24 protein-coding genes, 2 pseudogenes and 1 riboswitch are annotated in these 22,892 nt (G+C 43.5%); of the genes and pseudogenes, 16 read left to right on the top strand and 10 right to left on the bottom strand.

Going from position 1 to position 22,892, the window contains the following annotated elements:
- The 4 genes and pseudogenes from P5683_RS13105 to P5683_RS13090 form a co-directional block, all read left to right on the top strand.
- Positions 1 to 959: RNA-guided endonuclease TnpB family protein (locus P5683_RS13105; protein WP_315645475.1), on the top strand; the 959-nt coding region annotated here is incomplete at its 5' end.
- 45 nt (positions 960 to 1,004) lie between these two features.
- Positions 1,005 to 1,499, top strand: a pseudogene (locus tag P5683_RS13100) (DUF6816 family protein); the annotation flags it as partial.
- 6 nt (positions 1,500 to 1,505) lie between these two features.
- The gene (locus P5683_RS13095) at positions 1,506 to 2,339 is read left to right on the top strand and encodes a transglutaminase family protein (RefSeq protein ID WP_315640135.1); all 834 of its coding nucleotides are present in this window, start codon (positions 1,506 to 1,508) and stop codon (positions 2,337 to 2,339) included.
- Positions 2,340 to 2,415: 76 nt separating this feature from the next.
- Complete coding sequence (locus P5683_RS13090) at positions 2,416 to 3,186, top strand: ABC transporter permease (RefSeq protein WP_315642408.1); 771 nt, start codon at positions 2,416 to 2,418, stop codon at positions 3,184 to 3,186.
- A gap of 9 nt (positions 3,187 to 3,195) precedes the next feature.
- Here P5683_RS13090 and P5683_RS13085 read toward each other — a convergent pair whose 3' ends face one another.
- Complete coding sequence (locus P5683_RS13085) at positions 3,196 to 3,684, bottom strand: protein tyrosine phosphatase (protein WP_315642407.1); 489 nt, start codon at positions 3,682 to 3,684, stop codon at positions 3,196 to 3,198.
- 589 nt (positions 3,685 to 4,273) lie between these two features.
- Here P5683_RS13085 and P5683_RS13080 point away from each other — a divergent pair.
- From P5683_RS13080 to psbU, 4 genes are all read left to right on the top strand, one after another.
- Positions 4,274 to 4,618: a hypothetical protein gene (locus P5683_RS13080; protein ID WP_006624375.1), complete on the top strand. Its 345-nt coding sequence runs from the start codon at positions 4,274 to 4,276 to the stop codon at positions 4,616 to 4,618.
- Between the two features lie 50 nt (positions 4,619 to 4,668).
- Positions 4,669 to 6,141: a 9,9'-di-cis-zeta-carotene desaturase gene (zds, locus tag P5683_RS13075; protein WP_315640136.1), complete on the top strand. Its 1,473-nt coding sequence runs from the start codon at positions 4,669 to 4,671 to the stop codon at positions 6,139 to 6,141.
- An 89-nt stretch (positions 6,142 to 6,230) separates the two neighbouring features.
- A complete protein-coding gene (locus P5683_RS13070) occupies positions 6,231 to 6,677 on the top strand; it encodes an SRPBCC family protein (protein ID WP_006624377.1) in 447 nt (148 codons plus the stop codon).
- Between the two features lie 451 nt (positions 6,678 to 7,128).
- A complete protein-coding gene (gene psbU / locus P5683_RS13065) occupies positions 7,129 to 7,563 on the top strand; it encodes a photosystem II complex extrinsic protein PsbU (RefSeq protein ID WP_006624378.1) in 435 nt (144 codons plus the stop codon).
- A gap of 148 nt (positions 7,564 to 7,711) precedes the next feature.
- Here the strand turns inward: psbU and P5683_RS13060 are convergent, their stop codons facing one another.
- A complete protein-coding gene (locus P5683_RS13060; RefSeq protein ID WP_006624380.1) occupies positions 7,712 to 8,608 on the bottom strand; it encodes a TIGR04168 family protein in 897 nt (298 codons plus the stop codon).
- Positions 8,609 to 8,736: 128 nt separating this feature from the next.
- On the opposite strand from P5683_RS13060, the gene nadA reads away from it, so the two are divergent.
- The 3 genes from nadA to P5683_RS13045 all read left to right on the top strand — a co-directional run bounded on the left by nadA (position 8,737) and on the right by P5683_RS13045 (position 12,382).
- On the top strand, positions 8,737 to 9,702 hold the full coding sequence (nadA, locus tag P5683_RS13055; protein WP_006624381.1) for a quinolinate synthase NadA: 966 nt from the start codon (positions 8,737 to 8,739) through the stop codon (positions 9,700 to 9,702).
- A gap of 362 nt (positions 9,703 to 10,064) precedes the next feature.
- Positions 10,065 to 11,855 (top strand): translational GTPase TypA, encoded by a 1,791-nt coding sequence (gene typA / locus P5683_RS13050; RefSeq protein ID WP_006624382.1) that lies wholly within the window; start codon positions 10,065 to 10,067, stop codon positions 11,853 to 11,855.
- Between the two features lie 193 nt (positions 11,856 to 12,048).
- Positions 12,049 to 12,153: riboswitch (Glutamine riboswitch) on the top strand.
- 34 nt (positions 12,154 to 12,187) lie between these two features.
- On the top strand, positions 12,188 to 12,382 hold the full coding sequence (locus P5683_RS13045; protein WP_006624383.1) for a hypothetical protein: 195 nt from the start codon (positions 12,188 to 12,190) through the stop codon (positions 12,380 to 12,382).
- A 132-nt stretch (positions 12,383 to 12,514) separates the two neighbouring features.
- On the opposite strand, the gene P5683_RS13040 is transcribed toward P5683_RS13045, so the two are convergent.
- Positions 12,515 to 13,717 (bottom strand): Coenzyme F420 hydrogenase/dehydrogenase, beta subunit C-terminal domain, encoded by a 1,203-nt coding sequence (locus P5683_RS13040; protein WP_006668682.1) that lies wholly within the window; start codon positions 13,715 to 13,717, stop codon positions 12,515 to 12,517.
- Between the two features lie 195 nt (positions 13,718 to 13,912).
- Positions 13,913 to 14,380 (bottom strand): universal stress protein, encoded by a 468-nt coding sequence (locus P5683_RS13035; RefSeq protein ID WP_006624387.1) that lies wholly within the window; start codon positions 14,378 to 14,380, stop codon positions 13,913 to 13,915.
- Between the two features lie 118 nt (positions 14,381 to 14,498).
- Here P5683_RS13035 and leuB point away from each other — a divergent pair, with 118 nt between their 5' ends.
- Positions 14,499 to 15,590 carry a 3-isopropylmalate dehydrogenase gene (gene leuB / locus P5683_RS13030; protein ID WP_315645857.1) on the top strand — a complete coding sequence of 364 codons (1,092 nt, stop codon included), beginning with the start codon at positions 14,499 to 14,501 and terminating at the stop codon, positions 15,588 to 15,590.
- A gap of 105 nt (positions 15,591 to 15,695) precedes the next feature.
- Here the strand turns inward: leuB and P5683_RS13025 are convergent, their stop codons facing one another.
- Complete coding sequence (locus tag P5683_RS13025; RefSeq protein WP_315640139.1) at positions 15,696 to 17,183, bottom strand: DNA methyltransferase; 1,488 nt, start codon at positions 17,181 to 17,183, stop codon at positions 15,696 to 15,698.
- Between the two features lie 223 nt (positions 17,184 to 17,406).
- On the opposite strand from P5683_RS13025, the gene P5683_RS13020 reads away from it, so the two are divergent.
- A complete protein-coding gene (locus tag P5683_RS13020; protein ID WP_006624390.1) occupies positions 17,407 to 17,658 on the top strand; it encodes a hypothetical protein in 252 nt (83 codons plus the stop codon).
- Between the two features lie 54 nt (positions 17,659 to 17,712).
- Positions 17,713 to 18,768, top strand: coding sequence for an AAA family ATPase (locus P5683_RS13015; protein ID WP_315641894.1), 1,056 nt, complete (start codon positions 17,713 to 17,715; stop codon positions 18,766 to 18,768).
- 36 nt (positions 18,769 to 18,804) lie between these two features.
- On the opposite strand, the gene P5683_RS13010 is transcribed toward P5683_RS13015, so the two are convergent.
- The 5 genes from P5683_RS13010 to P5683_RS12990 form a co-directional block, all read right to left on the bottom strand.
- Complete coding sequence (locus P5683_RS13010; RefSeq protein WP_315641895.1) at positions 18,805 to 19,098, bottom strand: MAE_28990/MAE_18760 family HEPN-like nuclease; 294 nt, start codon at positions 19,096 to 19,098, stop codon at positions 18,805 to 18,807.
- Between the two features lie 13 nt (positions 19,099 to 19,111).
- On the bottom strand, positions 19,112 to 20,221 hold the full coding sequence (locus P5683_RS13005) for a DUF262 domain-containing protein (protein WP_315641896.1): 1,110 nt from the start codon (positions 20,219 to 20,221) through the stop codon (positions 19,112 to 19,114).
- Between the two features lie 356 nt (positions 20,222 to 20,577).
- A complete protein-coding gene (locus tag P5683_RS13000; RefSeq protein WP_006624397.1) occupies positions 20,578 to 21,012 on the bottom strand; it encodes a ferredoxin in 435 nt (144 codons plus the stop codon).
- Positions 21,012 to 21,398 carry a DUF1257 domain-containing protein gene (locus P5683_RS12995; RefSeq protein ID WP_006624398.1) on the bottom strand — a complete coding sequence of 129 codons (387 nt, stop codon included), beginning with the start codon at positions 21,396 to 21,398 and terminating at the stop codon, positions 21,012 to 21,014. The genes P5683_RS13000 and P5683_RS12995 overlap by 1 nt, the downstream gene beginning before the upstream one ends.
- Before the next feature lie 45 nt (positions 21,399 to 21,443).
- Positions 21,444 to 21,653 carry a DUF2997 domain-containing protein gene (locus P5683_RS12990; RefSeq protein ID WP_006617668.1) on the bottom strand — a complete coding sequence of 70 codons (210 nt, stop codon included), beginning with the start codon at positions 21,651 to 21,653 and terminating at the stop codon, positions 21,444 to 21,446.
- Between the two features lie 380 nt (positions 21,654 to 22,033).
- On the opposite strand from P5683_RS12990, the gene P5683_RS12985 reads away from it, so the two are divergent.
- Complete coding sequence (locus tag P5683_RS12985; protein WP_006624399.1) at positions 22,034 to 22,705, top strand: glycoside hydrolase family 108 protein; 672 nt, start codon at positions 22,034 to 22,036, stop codon at positions 22,703 to 22,705.
- Positions 22,706 to 22,807: 102 nt separating this feature from the next.
- Positions 22,808 to 22,892 (top strand): annotated as a pseudogene (locus P5683_RS12980) (IS607 family transposase); the annotation flags it as partial.

The raw sequence follows: 22,892 nt of genomic DNA, 5'->3' as shown, positions 1-22,892 counted from the left end.
ATACTAATTATGTGAAACCTCAATATCCTTGGATGTCCGAATTGTCTTCTAAAGTTTATCAATATGCCTTCATTAATCTAGGGGATGCCTTTAAGCGCTTCTTCAAAGGAATAAGCAGTTATCCTAAATTTAAGAAGAAAGGCCACCATGATAGCTTTACCCTTGACAATTCCGGAAAGCCATTCAATCTGTCAGGAACTCGCCATAAGCTGCCTTTTGTGGGCTGGGTTTCTACATTTGAGGCTCTACCACCCAGTCTAGTTAAGAAAGTCACTATAACGCGCCAAGCAGGTGACTGGTATATGAGCTTTTTTGTAGAAACCACACCAGAAATCACACCGAAATTCCGAGAGAGAATCGGGGTAGACCTAGGAATTAACAATTTGGCGACTTGCTCCGATGGGACCCAATTCTCTAATCCCAAGGCTTATAAAGCAGCGACCAAAAAACTAGCCAGATTACAACGCCATTTAAGTCGCAAAGTCAAAGGCTCAAAAAATTGGGCCAAATGTCTCTTAAAAGTTCAAAAGCTACATCAAAGAGTCGCTAATATTCGCCGTGACACGATTCATAAAATCACTACTTTTTTGGCTAAGAACCACAGCCAAGTAGTCATTGAAGATTTGAATGTGTCAGGTATGCTGAAAAATCATGGTTTGGCGGGTTCTATCGCGGACGCCTCATTTTATGAGTTCCGTCGTCAACTAGGTTACAAGGCAGAACGTTATGGTTCAAAGTTGATTATTGCCGATAGATTTTATCCATCCAGTCAACTTTGTTCTAACTGTGGCCATCGTCAAAAAATGCCCCTAGTCCGTCGGACTTTTGAATGTCAGAACTGTGGGCTGAAGATTGATAGAGATTTGAACGCCAGTAGAAATTTAGAAAAATCGCCTGGTTCAGACGATTACACTTGTGGACGGGGTGCTGCCGACAGTCCCGGACGAAGCAAGAAATAAACATCAAGATCCGGCTATGTCGGGTTTTGTTTAAGTTTTATAGAGCAGATGAAATCTGCGCCTATATCCTCCGTGTTATCTCCGGTTCCCCGGTTGAAGTTAGAGGAAAAACTCTATCCTGAGATAGTAGCCGATCGCTCTGGTAATGGGTTAAATATTGCTAAGGCTATATTAGGCGATCGGGGGGTGATATCCGTACAGGTTGACCCCAATAATCCCAACCGCCAAATTACTAAATTTCCTGGCGATCGTAGCTTGATATCTGTGGTAACCAGTCACGGAACAGAAACACCATCACCAGGAGAATTTATCGCCTCAGAAATCGCCCAGCAGATATTTGAGGGAGAATCAACCCTATATCTGAATGAGGTAGAAACAACCACAGCTTATCGACAGGAGGAACAAGGGATAGTAGGTAATCAGATGACAGCGATTTACCTATCCCCACAAGATCCTAATTACTTTAAAGCCGCCGGAAATCCCGTCGCCCTTTATCGCTATAAACTAACGTTACAACCACTTACCAATCAGGGAGATTGATTATCTATGAAATTTAATTTAGGCTGTCAGCTAAATTATGAGATTTATAGCGACAGCACCTTAATTTTCAATATTGCAGTTTGCAATAACCGATTTCAACATATCCTCCAAGAAGACCTACACATTGCACCTGATGTTAATATAGATGAATACATTTCACCCGAACTAGAAAACCGATACATTCGGGTTAATTCACCTCCCGGAAATTTGGAAGTATCTTATCAAGCCACAGTTGAATTTAAACCCTTTGAAGAACACCCTCACGATATTCCAGAAGTTCCCCCAGCGAAACTGCCTTTGGATGTGTTACCTTATTTATATCCTAGTCGCTATTGTGAGTCCGATCGCTTGATGCGGTTCGCCCAGACCGAGTTTGGTGATTTAGTTCCTGACTATTCGCGAGTGACAGCTATCTGTAATTGGATTTATGAAAATGTCACTTATTTATCAGGGAGTACCAACGCCCATACCTCCGCTTTTGATACCGCCACCGAAAGGGCGGGAGTTTGTCGAGATTTTGCCCATTTAGGTATTGCTTTCTGTCGGTCTTTGAATATTCCCGCGCGGTTTGTGACTGGCTATGCTTATGATTTGCAACCCCCCGATTTTCATGCCTATTTTGAGGCTTATTTAGGCGATCGCTGGTATTTGTTTGATGCGACTCGTTTAGTTCCCCGGACTGGGTTGATCCGCATTGGGACGGGAAGAGATGCCGCCGATGTTTCTTTTGCTACCATTTTTGGGTCAGTCTTTATGTCAAAAATGGAGTTATTTGTTGATTGTATCAGTCCCGGTGAATGTCCTATATATACTGAGGAGGCGATCGCCTTTTTGGAGTAGTCAACATCAGATTACGCTAATATGAAAGAATCCTAGTCAAGTGATAACCATCGTGGTTATAGGAGGGTCAAACATCATGTTGGGAAGGATAATGGCGATCGCCAAAAATGTGTTTTGGGAAGTCATGCGCGCTAGGGTTCTCTATATTTTGGGTATCTTTGCGCTGTTGATGGTAGCAGCAGTTGAACTAATGCCGCAGGTCGCTGCTAGTTTAGAAGATAAAATTGTCTTAGATCTCGGTTTAGCTGCTATCAGCATTCTTAGCTTAATTGTCGCAGTTTTTGTCAGTACCAACTTAATTAACCAAGAAATTGAAAAACGCACCGTTTACTTACTGATTTCCAAGCCAGTTAGTCGCCCAGAATTGATTATTGGTAAACATTTGGGTTTGTGGGCGGTCTTAGCAGTTTTATTGGTGGTAATGACAGTCATATATATGGGGGTTTTAAGTCTTAACCAAATTCCCTACCCAGGAAAAAGTATCGCCATTTCTAATCTGTTTATTTGGATTAAGTTTGGGCTAATTGGAGCCGCCGGAATTTTGTTAGGGGTGTTGACCAGTTCTCTCTTGGCTACACTCCTAACTTTTGCGGTTTATGTAATGGGGAGTTTGAGTCGAGACTTACTCGAATTAGGTCAAATTAGCGATAGTAACACCATTGAAAATGTCACTACGGCTATGTATGTCATTTTACCGGATTTAGCCCGTCTTAATCTCAAAAATGATGCCGTTTATGCCGATATCCCTGATGTTCCTATTCTCGTGGCTAATGCTGGATATGGTATAATCTACACTGTCCTACTATTAGCCTTGGCGATCGCTATTTTTTCCCGCCGAGAATTATAAGCCAAGCCATTAGTCATCATATCCCGCCCACACAGAGGCTAAATTTCCCTGACTGGGTGCTAACTGGTTAATGAGTTGGTTAATCCGCTTTTCTAGCTGTTGTAAAGACCACTCTCGGCTGGCTGGTTTGAGATCGGATAAATTCCAATACTCGACCGTATTCACCCAGGAAGGATATCGTTTAACCATTAATGGACGATAGATTGATTCATCAATAGCAATCGTTTTATTAGCATTTTTAAAGTTTATTTGAGATACGGGTCTGATAGTCCGCACAGAATAATCTAAGGAAATACCCCGTTTCTCCAATTCGTTAATCACCTCTAAGGCGATCGCCCCCATTGAATAATTACTAGAATAATGGCTATTATCTACTGGTAATAAACCAGAATAAGCACGCCAACTCAAGCCCCTGGTTTCCGCCAAATAATTAAACAAATATTCAGAAAATCGACTTAGGTAGTCATTTCCTGTAGACAAAAATAGAATGGTTTTCATAAGCACCTTGATGTTGATTAAATGTGGGTTCAGACAGCGACCATTTATCTGGTGGGCGGAAGTTTAGGGGCTGGTTGGTAAATTAGCCCTGCCATGTTCTCAATCAATCTTACCGTAGATCATAGTATAGCAACAACCACTATAACTTATTTGATATATTTCGGCAATTTATTTGATGGCGATAAACTTAGATCGCCCCCAGACAGTGGATAATCAGAATAGTCTCAACTCATAGACTGAGTACCATAGTGATAAAACTTCTCAAAAGTGATCATCTGAACCCAGTGGCGAGTTGTGACAATTGACTAAAAATGCGATCGCATTATACCACAACCATAGCCATTCAGTGTATTGTCAATCACATAAAACTTTTCAGTTATACAATTGGTTCACCATCACGGCGTAAATGGTTAAGGCTGGGGTTCTGTGGTCACTTATTAAGTTTTTTGGAAAACTGAATCATTTTCTCCCAGATGGCAGGATAATAACAGAGATAGGGTTAGGTCCACAAAGCTGAGACTTTGAGGACAGCCGGGCAATTATCCGCCCTCAACTCCTATCAGTAATAAGATTTACAAGCCAATCACCTATGAATATTCAAACGGTTATCCTACGGGGTTCTTATTTAGATCAGCTAGTCCATGAACTCTGCGACTACTTCCCCGATGTCATTGTCCGCACTATTGGTAATGTCAATATCTTAGTCGAGGAGTCTTTGTCGGCGCGAATTTCTGCCAATTTGTCAACCACGATAATTTTAAACTATGCCGAATTTGACTATTGTGAAATCGATGTCATCACTGCTGGTGGAGATGTCGGGTTTTTAAATCTAGGTTATGGTGCGGGTAAAGCTAGGATTGACAGCTTTGTGGAGATGCTAGAATCAATCTGCAAGTCCCATAACTGGAAAATTGAACGAAAAATCGATCAGTAGGATCACTTTATTGTTAAAATTCGTAAAGGAACTGTTAAGGATAATGTAGGATGCGGGTTGCGATCGCTGGAGCTGGATTAGCTGGCATGGCCACGGCTGTTGATCTGGTTGATGCCGGACATGAAGTAGAACTATTTGAGTCTCGCCCCTTTGTGGGTGGTAAAGTAGGTAGCTGGGTAGACCCAGAAGGTAATCATGTCGAAATGGGTCTGCACGTCTTTTTTGGCTGCTACTACCAACTATTTGATTTAATGAAAAAGGTGGGAGCCTTTGAGAATCTGCGATTAAAAGACCATATTCACTGCTTTGTCAACCGCGATGGCGTGATCGGAAGTTTAGATTTCCGGTTCATCACTGGCGCACCCTTCAACGGACTCAAGGCCTTTTTCACAACTTCTCAGCTTTCCGTTCAGGATAAATTGCAAAATGCGATCGCCCTGGGAACTAGCCCCATTGTCCGGGGTTTGGTAGACTTCGAGGGAGCCATGAGAAACATTCGAGACCTAGATCAAGTCAGTTTTGCGGACTGGTTTCGCCGCCAGGGAGGGTCTGAAGGTAGCCTCAAACGAATGTGGAACCCCATCGCCTATGCTTTAGGTTTTATCGATACTGAAAATATCTCCGCGCGCTGTATGCTGACGATTTTTCAGTTTTTCGCCGCCAAAACAGAAGCCTCCATCTTGCGAATGTTGGAAGGGTCTCCGGCGGAATATCTCCATAAACCTATTGTTAACTATCTCCAACAACGGGGCGCTAAAATTCATCTGCGACGACGGGTTAGAGAAATTCAGTTTACCGAAATTGACGGCCAAACCCATGTCACTGGCTTGGTGGTAGCCCAAGGGGAAACCGAAGAAACCATTATTGCAGATGCTTATGTTTGCGCCTGTGATGTTCCTGGGGCTCAAAAAATGCTCCCAGAGGCTTGGCGAAAATGGCCGGAATTTGACAATATTTACAAGTTAGATACTGTTCCCGTAGCCACAGTGCAATTGCGCTTTGATGGTTGGGTAACAGAACTTCAAGACTCACTCGCACGCCAACAGTTAGAAAAAGCCGCAGGTATAGATAACTTGCTGTATACTGCTGATGCCGATTTCTCCTGTTTTGCTGATTTGGCTTTAACCAGTCCGGGGGACTATTACCGTCCCGGACAGGGTTCTCTGCTACAGTTGGTTTTGACTCCTGGCGACCCTTTTATTAAACAAAATAATGAGGCGATCGCCAATCATGTTCTCCAGCAAGTTCACCAACTTTTCCCATCTTCCCGAGAGTTAAATATGACTTGGTATAGTGTAGTTAAACTAGCCCAGTCCCTCTATCGGGAAGCCCCCGGAATGGACCCCTACCGTCCCCCCCAAAAAACTCCCATTGCTAACTTTTTCTTGGCTGGAAGTTACACACAACAGGATTATATTGATAGCATGGAAGGTGCTACCCTCTCTGGGCGACAGGCTGCCAGTGTGATCCTGGAAAATGCTGCTAACTTTCTCCAAATGAGCAAGCCGGGCGTACAGCCATAAAATCTTGTCCCTGTCTGGCTTGCTATAAGTAGGGCGGGGACTGTGCCTAAATATCAACTACCTCACACCTTAATAATTAAGTAACTAAAATGGCTGATTGGTTAGAACATAGCGTGCAAATTGAAGTTAATGTTCCCATTGATATCGCGTGGGATTTATGGTCAGATTTAGAACAAATGCCACGGTGGATGAAGTGGATCGAGTCCGTCAAAATCTTAGACGACAACCCGGAACTTTCTAAGTGGAAATTAGCTAGTGGTAACTTTGAATTTAGCTGGCTTTCTCGCATTCTTAAAGAGATTCCACATCAGATTATTCAATGGGAATCAGTCGATGGGTTGCCTAACCGAGGCGCTATCCGTTTTTACGATCGCCATGGTAGTAGTATTGTCCGCCTCTCAGTCTCTTATGCCATTCCCGGTCTGTTAGGGAAAATTATGGATAATCTCTTTCTTGGGGGTGTCGTTGAGTCTACTATTGCTAAGGATTTGGAACGTTTTAGGGATTATGCTTTAGATTATTATGCTCGTCGCTGAACTTTATTTATGGGAAGGGTTGACAGGTCGCCCCAAATCGTGATAGTATATTGACATACTTTTAAATAATGGTAGTATTTGCAAACCATAAAATTTTGTCTATATTCCCATTTTTTAATATAGTAGCAGAAACGAACTCAGAAAGCAACCCCTACCCCCTACTTGTGACGAGGGGCTTGTTACAAAACTTAACATAATTCCGAGGACAATTAACAATGAACAATTCCCGGTGATTGGCTATTGCCTAATGGGGGCGGGTTGAGGAAAATAAAATGATGTAGGAATTGATCATTGAGAGGGTCTGGGGTGAAACGATCCATGATCGACAATTCCGAATTATTTTCCTTTAAAGGTCCGGTGTTGGGGTATATTCAACAATATTGCAGGATTCGTAATACAGATTTTGTGGATTCTGTCTATGTAGTTTAGAACAAATGGGAGAAGAATTTTAATGAAACGATTGGGTCAGGTATTAGCCTTAGTAGGCTTGTTGGTAGGTTTGCTAGGATGGAGTGTCCCTCAGCCTGCATGGGCAGCGGATTTGAGTTTTGTTCAATTACGGAGTCTGCAAGCACCTGTTTTGGCGGAAGTTAACCGTAGAAACAAGGCTGATGCCAAGTTGGGTACTGAATTTGGGAAAAAATTGGATTTGAATAATAGCTCAATCCGAGAATTCCGTCAATATCCGGGAATGTTTCCCACCTTGGCCAAAATTATCATTGACGCAGCGCCCTATGATTCAGTGGAGGAAGTATTAGAAATTCCGGGGTTAACCGATGCCCAGAAAGAGATTATAGAACGCTATATCGGTGAGTTTACCATCACTCCGGTAGAGCCGATTCTACAGGAAGGAGATTTCCGCCTCAATACCGGAGTCTATGACTAGGTTGGAGTAGAGAATCCGTTGATGGCTAAAATGTAAGTATTCAAGGCTAGGAATCAGGCTAAGAATTATGACCGCCGCCATTTCTCTGGACAACGCGCCCTAAGTAGGTGTGGGTCTGTGAGAAAGGGAGGCGGTCCATTTTTGTGGTCTATGGGTATAGATGTTGTTGTTGGATGATCTGACCGAGTGAGTTGACCCAAATATGGGAGGCTTCCCGAATTTGACCCTGTTTAAGTATAGCGATCGCAAAATGTCTATATTTATCAGGTCCTGTGCCTTGAATGCGTGGGACGCTGGCAGCATTAAGATATATAGTCTGATGTTCATCGACAGCTAGGGATTTCCGCAGATAGGCTTTAGTATGGCGGAGGGTGTGGTGCATATGACCAAAACCGACTAGGGGGATAGTTTTTCCATAATTGCGGGTTTGGGTAATAGCTTCGGCAAAGTCTGGGTCGCCATAGTCGCCGCCAATAGGTTTCCAGTCTTTACCACAGGGTGATTCTGGGGTATCTCCTAAACCAAATGGGCCGTTATGTCCCAAAAAAATAATCTGGTCAAATGCGGCGTTTTTAACTTGGGCTAAAATGCGATCGCTTGATTCTTGGTTGCTGTTGACACCAAAGCGGGTTTGATAAAATTCTTGATTTGTCCATTGTGGCCCCCCCCAACTAAAGGGTCGAGTACCCACAACCGTTAATCCTAACTCAGGAAAATCTCGTTTTCCATAGCCCACGTGGGCGGGTCCCAGCATATCAATTTGGGTTTGCACCCGGTCTTCCATGGTGCGATCGTAAGGACACTTTTGGCGACCCCATTCGGTCATGCTATACCAAGCATCATGGTTTCCAAACACTACCGCCTTGGGTAAATCTAAGTTAGCGATCGCCTTGACCACCTCTAGGGCTTCATTACCAAAATCACCTACAAATAGGGCTAAGTCTACCCCCAACTGTTTTAAGGCTATCTCATCTTCTGGTTCCCATTGGTCGTGGATATCTCCAATGAGGGCAATTTTGATAGTTAATTCCGGTGATGGGCTCATTGTATCTGATAGTACGTTTTTTTCTAGGATAAGTTGTTGCGACCCCAGGTTGAGATTTCTGGCTTTACTCTTTTTGGTGAATTCAACTATAATTAGGAATTAGAGAATCACAAACCAGAGGTCAACTGATGTTTGCAGCGACTTTAGACCGACAACCGACTGAATATGAGAAGCCAGAGGACTTGTTTGAGGCGATCGCCACTTTAAAGAAGGACCTTAATGCGATCGTGCTGGCCCACTATTACCAAGACCCCGATATTCAGGACATCGCTGATTATATTGGCGACTCCCTAGGACTGTCGCGCCAAGCTGCCGAAACCCATGCAGATGTTATTGTCTTTGCGGGGGTTCACTTCATGGCAGAAACCGCTAAAATTCTCAATCCAGAAAAACAGGTTTTACTCCCCGATCTTAATGCAGGATGTTCTCTAGCTGATAGTTGTCCTCCCGATGCTTTCGCTGCCTTCAAAGCTGCCCATCCTGACCATTTAGTGGTATCTTATATTAATTGCACTGCCGACATTAAGGCGATGAGTGATATCATCTGCACCAGTGCTAATGCCGTCAAAATAGTTAGCCAAATTCCCGCAGATCAGCCAATTATTTTTGCACCCGATCGCAACTTAGGGCGCTATGTCATGGCGGAAACTCAACGAGAAATGCTATTATGGGAGGGGGCTTGCATGGTGCATGAGAATTTCTCCGAAAAGAAAATTGTGCAACTACGGATTGAATATCCCGGCGCGGAAATTATTGCTCACCCCGAATGTGAACCCCCAGTTTTACGTCATGCCAATTATATAGGCTCTACCACTGCTTTATTAAAGTATGCCAAAGAAAGTGCTAATTCTACCTTTATTGTGGTTACAGAACCCGGAATTATTCACCAGATGAAAAAAGAGGCTCCCGACAAACTGTTTATTGCCGCGCCCCCCCTAAACAGTTGCGCCTGCAATGAGTGTCCCCACATGAGGCTAAATACCCTCGAAAAACTCTATTTATCTATGAAAAATAGACAGCCAGAAATCACCTTACCTAAATCTACCATAGAGGCTGCTTGGCGACCTATTCAGCGGATGTTAGAGATGAGTTAATTAATAGGGAATAGAGAATTTGACACCCCCTCTCTGTCTACCTCTGGGAGAGGGCGATCTCATGTAGGGGCGGCGTTCCGCTAGTTCCTCGACTAGCGGCGAGAAGATAAATAAACCCGGCTTCTGGGTTGGGGTAGTTCTTCCGGGGGTAGGTGGGGGCGAGAAGATAAATAAACTCAGCTTTTGGGTTAGGGTAGTTCCTGCGGGGGTAGGTGGGGGCGAGAACATGAATAAACCCGGCTTCTGGGGAGGGGGTGAGACGAAAGGTTTTTTTGTGAGTTTCGGCCAGATAGGTTAAAATTATTAAGAGATGTGAAATTTTTGCATTTCCAGATAATCTCTGTTATCCCAACTGATCAAGTATGTCTCTTCCCATTCGCAACGTTGCTATTATCGCTCACGTCGATCACGGCAAAACCACATTAGTAGATGCTCTTCTCAAACAGTCCGGTATTTTCCGGGAAGGGGAAGATGTCCCGGACTGTATTATGGACTCCAATGATATTGAACGGGAACGGGGAATCACCATTCTCTCTAAAAATACCGCCGTTCGCTACGGAGAAACACTAATTAATATTGTCGATACCCCCGGTCACGCCGACTTTGGCGGAGAAGTGGAACGGGTGCTAGGTATGGTTGATGGCTGTATACTGATTGTCGATGCTAACGAAGGCCCGATGCCTCAAACGCGCTTTGTCCTGAAAAAGGCGCTAGAAAAGGGACTCCGCCCCATTGTGGTGATTAACAAAATCGATCGCCCTCGTGCCGAACCCTATGGCGCAGTTGATAAAGTCCTAGATTTATTCTTGGAACTGGGGGCAGATGATGACCAGTGCGAGTTCCCCTATCTGTTTGCATCAGGTTTAGCAGGATACGCCAAACAGGACTTGGAAGAAGAAGGGGTAGACATGAAACCCCTATTTGACTACATTATCGACCATGTACCACCACCTGTAGGCGACCCAGAAAAACCCCTACAACTGCAAGTTACCACCCTAGACTATTCCGAATATGTAGGCCGTATCGTTATTGGTAAAATCCATAATGGAGTGATTAGAGCCGGACAACAGGCTGCTTTAGCGAAAGAAAATGGCGAGGTAGTTCGTAGCAAAATCACCAAGTTAATGGGATTTGAAGGCCTGAGCCGGATTGATTTAGAATCCTCTAGCGCCGGAAATCTGGTAGCTGTGGCTGGTTTCAGTGATGCTAATATTGGGGAAACCATCACCTGCCCTAATGAACCCCAGGCTTTACCTTTAATCCGGGTGGATGAACCGACTTTGCAAATGGCTTTCTCGGTGAATGATTCCCCGTTTGCTGGTCAAGAAGGTACTTATGTCACTTCTCGACAATTACGCGATCGCTTAATGCGAGAATTAGAAACCAACGTTGCCCTACGGGTTGAAGAAACCGACTCCCCTGATAAATTCATGGTTTCCGGTCGTGGGGAACTGCATCTAGGTATTTTAATTGAAAATATGCGTCGGGAGGGTTACGAGTTCCAAGTATCCCAACCCCAGGTAATTTACCGAGAAGTTAGCGGTCAACCCTGCGAACCCTTTGAATATCTGGTTTTAGATGTTCCAGAAGAGGCTGTAGGGAGTTGTATGGAACGCTTGGGTCAGCGCCGCGCCGAAATGCAGGATATGCGTATGGGGGGTAATGGTCGTGGCCAATTGGAATTTGTAGTTCCCGCCCGTGGTTTAGTAGGTTTCCGGGGGGAATTTATGCGGATGACCCGTGGTGAAGGGATTATGAACCACAGTTTCCTAGAATATCGTCCCATGAGTGGAGATATTGAAGCGCGACGCAATGGGGTGTTAATTTCTTTTGAAGAGGGGGTTAGCACTTTCTACGCCCTGAAAAATGCTGAGGATAGGGGTGTGTTTTTCATTACCCCGGGAACTAAGGTTTATAAAGGCATGATTGTTGGGGAACACAACCGACCCCAAGACCTGGAGTTAAATGTCTGCAAAACTAAGCAGTTGACTAACCACCGTTCTGCTACTGGGGATGAATTGGTACAATTACAGACTCCCATGGATATGAGTTTAGAACGTGCCTTAGAATATATCGGCCCTGATGAGTTGGTGGAGGTTACTCCTGAGTCCGTGCGTCTGCGTAAGGTGAGTAAAAAGTTGGTTAAACGCTAAACCTACCTAAAACTACCTTGGCGCTAGGGTTCAGCGGGCGGGTTGCTGTGGCTGTATATTAGACAATACAGCGCGCACCCGCCCCTCAATTTTTCTGAGCCGGGGACAGGGAACCGTCAGGAAATCTTAACCCCAATTTCAAGGAAGGTTATTGACATATAATAAATTGTGTTATAATTGATAAAATATGCAAATCGTTCATCTCCCCCACCCGTTAACTCAACTGGCCGTTTGTCCAGTTATTGGTTAACGTTCTGAGGAAGACGGAAGTAGGGACCCATGCCCGAAGGAACGCGCCACATTTTGACAGTTGGTTGAAGGGAGTCAGTACAATGTTTGTACCTTCTTTGGTGGCTTTTTCCGTCGCTTGCTTGGCGATTTACTTGAGTTTTCACACTTCTGAGGAGGTTGTTAAAGTTGGAGCGAGGGGGACTGCATTTGTCTGTTTATTGATCAGTCTGGTTTATGCACCTTGGTCAGTTTTGCTGGTCTTAATTGTTCCAGTATTGGCTTACCGACTGGCATAACAGAGATTGGGGTGGTTTCCTCCTGACAAATGATATGTTTCGAGAACTGAGACAGGGATTTTGACAAAATTAGCCAGTTTTTTGACTGCTAATTTTACCCTGCCCCAGTCAGCCCTTACGGGGGTCTTTTTTTTATTCTGGTAGTTTGTACTGTGCTACAATCCGTTTAGCAAAATCGGGGACGTGATTCTCTAGTTTCTCTGGGTAATTGCGTTTGACATAGAGATAGTTGCGGGTGTAGTGAGAGTCGATGGAAAAGCGGGCATATTCTAAGCCTTTGGGTCCAATGCGTTCAATAACTACCCCCATCATTTTAGCTGCCCACATGGGTATGGTGACGGCTTTATCGTAGGCGGGGATGCTCTGTTGAACGGCGGCGCGACGATCGCCCTGGGAAGATACGGGCTGAGTGTCCAGTTGGTCTTGAATCAGATCGAGCATTTCCTGTCCGCGATCGTTACGAACGACGATCCATTGCCAGCCAAAAGGAGCCCCCATATATCCTACCACTAAATCAGCAAGTGAGTTCACATAATCAAAACAACTGAGACAGGAGGGGGCAAAAATATCTTTAAGTTGGTTAGTTTTCAAGCCAAAAAATGGGACGGTTTCGGTGGAACCATCTTCGTGCTTAAAGTGGACGCGGAAATCCTGCATAAATTCATAATGGACAACGGTTTCGGGCGATCGGCTAGTAGTTTCCAAAAACTTTTGTAGACCGGCGCGGGTAACATTGTCAACGCAGGGAGTACCGAGAACATAGAGTTTTTCTAAGCCCATTTGTTTCTCAACGGCACGAAGGGCTTGAATCTGACATCCTACACCGATAACGAGTAATTTTTTCATACCCGATCGCTCTACTTCTTCCAAAACTGATAAGTTAGGGGAGAGGGTAGGCTTGTTAACCCTGGCGGCGAGAACTTCCTCCGGGGTGCGGGCGAGGATCGGCATAGGTCCAAAGCGATCCTCTTTGGTATTTTGGACACAAACCACCCCTTCGACTATACCTTGGTTAAGCATCTCACAGGCGATCGTGCTGACAATGCCTGTCCACTGTGCGCCTGGTATAGGTTCTTTTTTGCGGGCGGCCATCATATCCTGATGAACCCCAAAATACAGGTCATCTGAGTTGTCTAAATTACGGGATCTGCCGTGGGCTTGTTCTTCGAGGTTAGCGATCTGTTCGTTAAGAAAAGCACAGGCTTCCTTGACATAGTGGATATAGTAGGTATCGCAGAGACCGCATTCGCTACAGAGGGCTTTAGCGGGGCGACGGCTTCCGGGTTTAAGGGCTTTGGCTTTCTGATGCGAGTGAGGTTGCTGTAATGAAGTCATTGAAAGCGTGTTTGTTATGTGTAAGATTCAGTGGCTCAATTTTAGCATTTAGGCGACCACTTGGGGATTACCTGAGAATTTATTGTATAATTATAAGTTTTTTTTTACCCCTGGGGGCAGTAATAGGAGAATTGATGAAGGGGAGATATCCTAATCATTAAAAAGGCGATCGCCCCTCAAATGCCTATTTTTTTATTAAGGGTTTTGAACTATCAAAACGGAACACCTGAGATGATGGATCACATGATTACTAACACTACCAAGAAACAGTTCAGCCAGTTCGGAACGTCCCCTTCTTCCCATGACGACTAAATCAGGATTCCAGGATAAAGACACTTCTCTAATCCAATAACCTGCCTCACCAATTTTATACTCAGATGTAGCCCTAATCCCCTGCTGTTCACACTCATCTAAAAAAGTTTGTAGCCAACTTTTGACCTCCTCAACTTCCTTAGCCATAAGTTCTTGTTGCACCTGCGCCGCCCGTCCCAACCCCTGTCCATAAATATCCCCAGCCGAACCAAAAGCCAGGGGAGACAGTCCCACACAATGAAAAATCTTCAGTTCCGCCTGTTCTACTTTAGCGAGGTGAAATGCTTTTTGGAACACGAGCCTACTTTGGGATGACCTATCAATGGCCACCAGAATTTTAGAATATTCCATAACCCGAACCAAATACGCCTTAAATTTATGATACCCCTTTATTGACAGTATCAGAGGAAATTATCTATTTTCCTGTTATGATATAAGGTTGCACTGCAATATATGAAACGATATCAAAATGACCCAAAACTACCGCATTACCCTTCTGTCAGGTGATGGCATCGGCCCCGAAATTATGGCGGTGGCGGTGGATGTCCTCAAGGCTGTTGGTAAACAATTAGACCTAAATTTTGAATTTAAAGAAGCTCTCATGGGGGGAGTGGCTATTGATGCTACAGGGGAACCGCTACCAGAGGAATCATTACAGGCTTGTCGCGATAGTGATGCGGTGTTGCTGGCGGCGATCGGTGGCTACAAGTGGGACAATTTACCGCGTCACCAGCGCCCAGAAACGGGACTTTTGGCACTGAGAGCAGGTTTGGGGCTATTTGCTAACCTGCGTCCGGCTACTATTTTGCCTCACTTGCTTGATGCGTCATCTCTGAAGCGGGAAGTTGTGGAAGGGGTAGATATTATGGTGGTGCGAGAGTTGACGGGGGGTATTTATTTCGGTCAACCCAAGGGTATTTTTGAGACGGAGACGGGGGAAAAACGAGGGGTCAATACGATGGCCTATGGAGAATCGGAAATAGACCGGATTGGACGGGTGGGGTTTGAAACGGCGAAAAAACGCCAGGGTCGCCTGTGTTCGGTGGATAAGGCTAATGTTCTGGATGTTTCTCAGTTATGGCGCGATCGCATTATGGCTCTGGCGGCGGACTATCCAGAGGTGGAATTGTCTCATTTATATGTGGATAATGCGGCTATGCAATTGGTGCGCTGGCCGAAACAGTTTGATACTATTGTGACTGGTAATTTGTTTGGGGATATCCTCTCAGACGCGGCGGCTATGCTAACGGGAAGTATTGGGATGCTACCTTCGGCGAGTTTGGGTGCTTCTGGTCCTGGGGTGTTTGAGCCTGTACACGGTTCGGCTCCAGATATCGCCGGACAGGATAAGGCGAACCCGTTGGCTCAGGTATTGAGTGCTGCTATGATGTTGCGTTATGGTTTGGATGAACCGGCAGCGAGCGATCGCCTTGAGAAAGCGGTGTTAAAGGTTCTGGATTGGGGATACCGCACGGGGGATATTATGTCTGAGGGTATGAAGGCGGTAGGCTGTCGGGAAATGGGGGATATGTTATTAAAGGCTGTGTCTGAACAGGGTTGATGACAATTCCCTGATCATGCGATCGCTTCGGGTTAGCTTAATTCTGGGGTTAATTTTGGGGAGGCGATCGCTATTTTCATAAGGTTATGAGATTTTGAAGAATGCTCAAAGGTCGAACTCCCCTTGCTTAAAGTTAACCAGTTTCTGTTTTTCGGCACTTTTCAGCACTTCATAACTGAGCCGAATATTTAATCTCTGTCGCTTCTCCACAATATCCTTAACGGTAACAATCTGAATCTTATCACAACTATCAGTTATGTATTGGCTGCGATAAAATCCCGCAGATTTTGCGGTTGTTAGCATTTCTTTAGTAGGTTCTTGGAGGGTGATAAAAATCGCAAGACTAGCATTTTGTAGGGTCATGGTTCCGATTAAGTCCCGAATGTCTCCTGATTTGACTTTTCCTGATTTGACTTGGAAAATCATTTTTTCCGGTGTCTGTTGATCGCCTTGAAATAAAACGACTCCATCAACTCCTTGGTCTGCGCCTTTTTTGTGGTTAATTAATGCTCGGTTATTTGTATATGTTAAAACCGCCCATTTTTCAAATTCTTTCCTAGTGCGATCGTCCGCTTTGTTGGCTAATTCTATGGCGCTTTCCATGTCTTTGGGTATACCATGCCGTTTGATGGTCTCTAATACTCCCTTACCAAAGCTATCTTCTAATCTTTTTAAGATTAAGCTAATACTTTGATAGGTAATATCAATTCCTATCCATTTTCGGTTAAATTTTTCGCACACTGCAACTGTTGTACCACAGCCACAATAAGCATCTAATACTATATCACCCTCATTAGAACTGGCTTGGATTATTCTTTCTAATAATGCTTCTGGTTTTTGTGTGGGATAACCTAAACGCTCTCTTGCTGATGGTGCTATAGGTTGTATTTCCCACCAATCATCAGGTTGTTTACCTAATGGATTTAAAGATTGTTGACCAAAATCTTTTTTACCTCTTTTATTCCCAATATAGTGACTAAATCTCTTCTTGGTAGTTTCAGCGTATTCTTCTCTGACACTATCTAAATTAAATGTAAATTCTTTACCTTTAGAATAACGAAATATTAAATCATGACGACGACCAAAATCTTTTTTGGGATAACCAGCACCACGATAACACCAAACTATTTCATTTCTAAATTCTCCACCCTGAGAACAAAAAACCGCATCTAACACTAACTTTAAATAATGGCTGGCGGTTGGATCGCAGTGTAGGTAAAAGCTCCCGGTAGGTTTTAAAACTCGATGAATTTCGGTTATTCTTAAAGTCATACTAACTAAATAAGCTAGTAAACTTCCTTTACCCAATACATTCTCTAACCCAGTGATTAAATAAACAGCTTGCTCAGTGAATAAACCATTATAATTGGTGCTGATTTCCTCAAAGCCGTGCATAGCACGATTGTCCCATTCCCAGGTGTCAATAAATGCTTGAGCTTGTGCTTTGTCTTCCGAACCAATATTATTATAAATTTGATTATAATTTCGCTTAGAATTAAAAGGCGGATCGATATAACATAAGTCAACCGAATCATCTTTGATGTAGCGTCTCAAAACCTCTAAGTTGTCACCGTAATAAAGATAATTAGCCATGATTTTTCACCAAAGTGGTTGGGTTGAACTTGTTAAATCTCCACTTTGTCTAATTACGACAATGCCACAAACTTTAGGTATTTGGCTATACTTAAAAATCAGATAATGACGTAAGTTTTGTGAATAAATATTAACTAAATGACGTAAAATGACGTAAAATGACGTAAAATGACGGGCATCAACTAAGGTATAATGGCTAAATCGATTAGCCTGTTTAAGTTCAATGGATGTAACAGAAGTTTTACAATTGGCAGATCATCTAGTGTTTCAGCAAACAGAAAAGCACTTAGACGACTCTCAGCAAACTGTGATTAAGGGAGTATGGGAAGGTAAAACCTATGATCAAATTGCCGATTTATCTCATTTGAGTGAGCGTTATGTTAGAGATATTGGTTATAAATTATGGCAAATATTGTCTGAAGCATTAGGTGAGGATATCAAAAAAAATAACTTTCGCTCAACCTTTGAACGGTGAGAATTTAACTCATCACAATTCATTCATATTAATACCATAGAAAGTAGTCATAATTTGCAATTTTATTCATCTCCTAGTCAACCCCCAAATAGGGAGCAACGACACGAGGATATATTCCAGAAAATCGATTTAAGTTTAGCGCCTGAAATTATTGGTTTTTCCAGACGAGAAACGGAATTAAAGATGCTGGAAAATTGGTTATTAAATAAGGGAAAGAGTCGTTTAATTTCGGTGTTAGGAGTATCTGGTATTGGGAAAACTACTCTAGTTAAAAGATTTGTAGATCAGCACTTAGATAGATTTGAAGTAATAATTTGGAGGGACTTAAAATTTCCAGAATCGTTGACATCGCTAGTTAATGATTTATTGAAAGTTAGCGAAAAAGAACCAAAAGGAACTGTGAGCGATCGCCTTAAACAACTATTAGGTTTCTTCACGGAAAAGCACTGTTTAATCATCCTGGACGATGTACAAAATCTGTTTACGAGAGGCGCATTAGTCGGACAATACGAAAGAGACTATCAAGATTATCAAAACTTTTTCCGGGCGATCGCCGACTTAGAACATCAGAGTAATGTTATATTAATCAGTCGAGAGAAATGTCGAGAGATGGAGTGTTTAGATGAGCAATTATATCCGATAAAATCTTTAGAGTTATCCGGTTTAGAGGATGTAGAAATCCTGAGAACTATGGGAGGAGGACTGCTGAAGGATGAGGATAATTGGTTAAAGTTAATCCAATTATATCAGGGAAATCCTGGTTATTTGAAACAGATTGCTTTTATCATCCACAACATTTTTGATGGTCATGTCGCTGATTTTTTAGCCGAGAATAGCTTGATAATCACCCCAGAAATGCAGTTTGGTTTTCAGCAGCTATTTGAGCGACTCTCACCCATAGAACAGCAACTTATCTTAGAGTTGAGCCAGTTAGATCAACCTGTAACTAGAGAAGATTTAACCGGGAGTTTACAGTTATCATCAATGGACTTAATTAACGGGTTACAGTCCTTACAGCAGCGATATATAGTTACGAAAATTCGAGAAAATCGGCTGTTGTTTAAGGTGTGTCCGGTATTGAGGGAGTATCTGATCCGTTGTCAAAAGTGATAGGAATTGGTAGAATGGATTGGTATAGTGATGTGGCTAAAGAGAGCGATCGCAGTTATTCGGGGTGGTTGAGGTATATATGGCAGTGATTTCTTTAAAAATCTCCGAGGATAGATTCGAGGCGGTCGAGATCGCATCTTTGGGTAAAACCGACCTTTGATTTAACTCCGAAATAAAAAATTCGCAGATAGGGATATAGACTGAAGGTTTATTGGTCTCTTTTGACTTCTTCAGTTTTTCCTTCATCGCCAAAGCCAAAAAATTGCTCGAAAGTTCTTGATAATTCAGCTTTTGCAGGCGAACATAGTCCAGATAAGCATTCGCTGCCAAGTCGTTCGCATTTTCATAGTGGAGAAAATACCTCTCGACCCAATTTAATTAGATGGGGTAAACGTCTGGTTGCATTAACTCCAGCACCGGAATTCTTGTCATAGGTTGGATTTGACCAAATGCCCTTGATGCGATCGCAGACTCGCTCTTTGTGAAGGGGATTTTTATAATGATACCCTATTCCGAGGGCAATTACTTCATAGGCAGACAATAAAAACCCACCCAGAAATCTATCATCTTCGAGTTTATATCGCTTAAAGCTATTATCGCCCATCGTTTCATGCAAGATCTTAAAAGTCACATCAAAGGCTGTTTCTATATCGCCAAAATTCCAATTATTATCGATGGTTTTATCTCGCATTTCCTTAGTCAATAAATCACTGACATCACCTTTCATGTTTTCAAGATTTTCATCATCCCGGTCAAACAGAAGCATGAAACGCAATACTAATTCCATATCATACTGTTCTTCATAGAGGCGATCGCTCAAAGCAATACAGTTTTTGAAGGTATCCCTTTCCGCAAGCGATCGCATCACATTATATAGATTTTTATCCAACATTAATGCCATGCAATTCCTCACTTCTTGAGGCGTAGCGATCGACCCCCTTGTGTTGAGTCGCTGAAATAACTCATATTTGATAATTCTATCACTTTCTGGCAAAACAATATTTACCGTAATTTTCGCTCTCTTAATCAACAAACGCTGTGTCGGAGTCAGAGAATTTTCCTGGTCGTCCGGATCATCCCATTTTTTGCCCTTTAATGAAGGCAAGTACATGGTAGAATCCAAAATATAGAAATCGGTATCTTTATCTTGATGTTTGTCTCTCAAAATGCCGACAAATTCATAGATAGTTGAAAGTCTTTGTAAACCATCAATCACCTCCCACACACCGTCATTTCCTTGACTGACAAAAATTGGCGGAATCGGTATTCCCAAAACTATCGATTCTATAAATGATGATTTTTGGTAGTTTGACCACCTAAAATAACGTTGAAAATCCGGGCGAATTTCGATTTCTTTATGCTCATATAGACTCATTAACTCACCGATGGACATTGAGTAGCTGTCCGTTTTGATATTTCGTCTGTGTTTATCGATTTCTTCTTGTAATGACATGGGGGGATAAGTAGCAAATTTTAAAATAGATTATAACCCATTATAACAGCATATAATCGATGGTGTAAAAACCATCCCATGGCGCGATCGCTCCATTGATCTGCGAGTTCGTCTCATTCCACCCAGTATCTATAAATCACTCCTCCCCAATTCCCTTTTTTTCGCCAACCATCCCCCCTTGTCCAGATATTTGGGAAATGGGAACCCCCCCACCACTGGGAAATGTCTATTGATTCTCCAAGCATTTGACACTCCCCGACAAAAAAGCAAAAGCAAGATGTTCTCACTTTTGCTGAACTTGTAATAATTTAGGGATTAGGGGATAATAGAGGAATTACCCCTAGTTTGATTGTAGTTTACCTTGGGGACTGTTTACGTTTCCGGGGTGCGATCGCCGCCTCAGCCGGAAAACCAACCCTAGCGATCACCTGATTTTGACGTTCTTGTTCAAGGACTTTGAGTTCCGTATAGTCAACCCAGTGAATGCAATCAACCGGACAAGTATCGATCGCCTCTTGAATGACATCTTCCGAATCTCCATCCTGGCGAAACACTCGCGATCGGCCATGGTCTGGCTCAATATAGAATGTGTTTCTAGCCACATGAGCGCAATGCTTGCAACCAATACAAGTAGGCTCATCAACATAAACCCCTTTTTGGCGCAGTGTACCCCCCAACTCTGGCTCAAACCCAGAACGCTCAGGTGCATCCCGCAAGAACCCACCCAATTCCGGTTCTAACCCCGAACGTTCTGAGTGAGACTGTTGTGATGATGCAGACAATTGAGACATTAAGCACTCCAGCGTTGAACAACTAAGCGGATCGATCCATCTTGATTATTGTGCTGTTCGGAAACTTGGAAACCTTGGGCCGTACTCGCGGTAACCACAGTGTGGAAAGCATAACGTTGAGTAACTTTTCTCAGGAAATGATCAACGGGGGTAGCTTGTTGCCAAAATTGCAAATCTGCCACCAGTTCATATTCCTGACCATTCCAAGCGAAGCCGATATCATAACCATTCTCTTGTTGGATAACCACTTCCGCCGCCAGAGTTTGACCACGATAACCTCGAACCTCGCGGGGTCCAGGCTTCCAGTCAATACCTAAATCAGTCAAAGCAGCTTTTAAAGAGGTGATATTCCGAATTTGGGTTTTGATTTGGCTAAAGTGTGACATAGTTGGTAAATTGTGAATGAATTGCTTGAACGGTATAGATAGAATTTACCAGTTACTCAAACCCACTTGAGCAGTGGCATTCTGAGACTGGTGATTCCCTTGGGCGAAATATTCAGAAGTTGTCTCCTGATTTAATACCACCCCTAACTCAGCTTCGATCGCCGCCGTAACCTCAGCACAGGACGCACCAACAATTCCGGTGACTCGTTCCTGAACTCGGCCGTCGGGATGGATGATAAACTCTAGGGTTTCCATAGCTTAAATCGACTGCACAAAGTGGTCTAATACAATACCGATACCAGAGAAGATCTCTGATATAGGCAGGCTGTCAGCTAAATCAGATGGTTCTGACTGCACTGTTCAGACATCAGGGGTAATCAGTTGGACAAAAACCCCTGAGAACTTGACAAAAGTTATCAATGCCTGAAGCAGTAGGTTCATTATATGTTAAGTTTCGCGTAGATGCTCCGAACCGTCAAGGCATGGTACTATTGACCCGATAACATCTACTTCCGGCTCTCTGTATTTCCCCTCTGAGCCTGGGTAGGAGACGGCTGGCAGGGATTGGTCAGCTTTGCTGCTATCCTTAGTTGAGAGTTGAGTGAACTCACCAGACCAAAGGACTCGTTAGATCTATGAATGTACAACAAGCAACTGGTAAGCTGAAGCATATCAATCTCAAGTCTCGCCTGATTGCTGGCGGTTTGGGGTTATTGGTGGCTATTTCTATTCCCCTGATTGGTCACGAAACCTTGGCTCGTACCCGCAGTAAAAGCGATTACGAACAGCGACTTTTTGATGCCGCTTTGGGATTTACTCTCTATTTTGAGGGTGGCTTTAGTGACCATCCGGCAGATATTGGCGGCCGCACCTATAGGGGTATTCTCCAAACTGAGTATAATGCCTATCGTGCCAGCAGGGGTTTACCTCCCTTGGATGTGCTACAAATGTCTGATGCGGAAATGCTGGAAATTTATGATGGCTATTGGAGAGGTAGCGGCGCTCCCGCCATGCACCCGGCTTTAGCGATCGTCATGTTTGACACAGCCGTTAACTTTGGCATTCATAATTCCATTACTTTTTTACAACAAGCCCTGGGGTTGCCACAAACGGGGGTATTTGATGCCGAAACTCGCGCCGCTCTCGCACAGGGTAACAATAAGTTTACCGCTCTCCAAATTGTTAATGAGCGCATCCTGTATCGTTATAAGCGGGTTCAGGAAAAGCCCAGTCAAATGGCTTTCTTTCATGGTTGGCTCAGTCGTGATTATAGTCTCTGGGGATATGTTAGCCAGATTCAAAATTAATTGATATTCCGGGATTGATCACAGAGCATGATTTAATCTCAAATTAGGTTAATATTTTAGGGCAATATGGTATAATAAGCGAGAAGGGTTGAGGATAAACCTATTGCCAGATATGTCAAACCCAAGGAAGCGGCCCAAATCCTTCGAGTCCATGAAAGAACACTCCGCAGATGGGACGAAAATGGCT

This window comes from Limnospira sp. PMC 1279.21 (assembly GCF_032349615.1).
GTDB lineage: Bacteria > Cyanobacteriota > Cyanobacteriia > Cyanobacteriales > Microcoleaceae > Limnospira > Limnospira fusiformis.
This window is presented reverse-complemented; position numbering and strand designations above follow the sequence as displayed.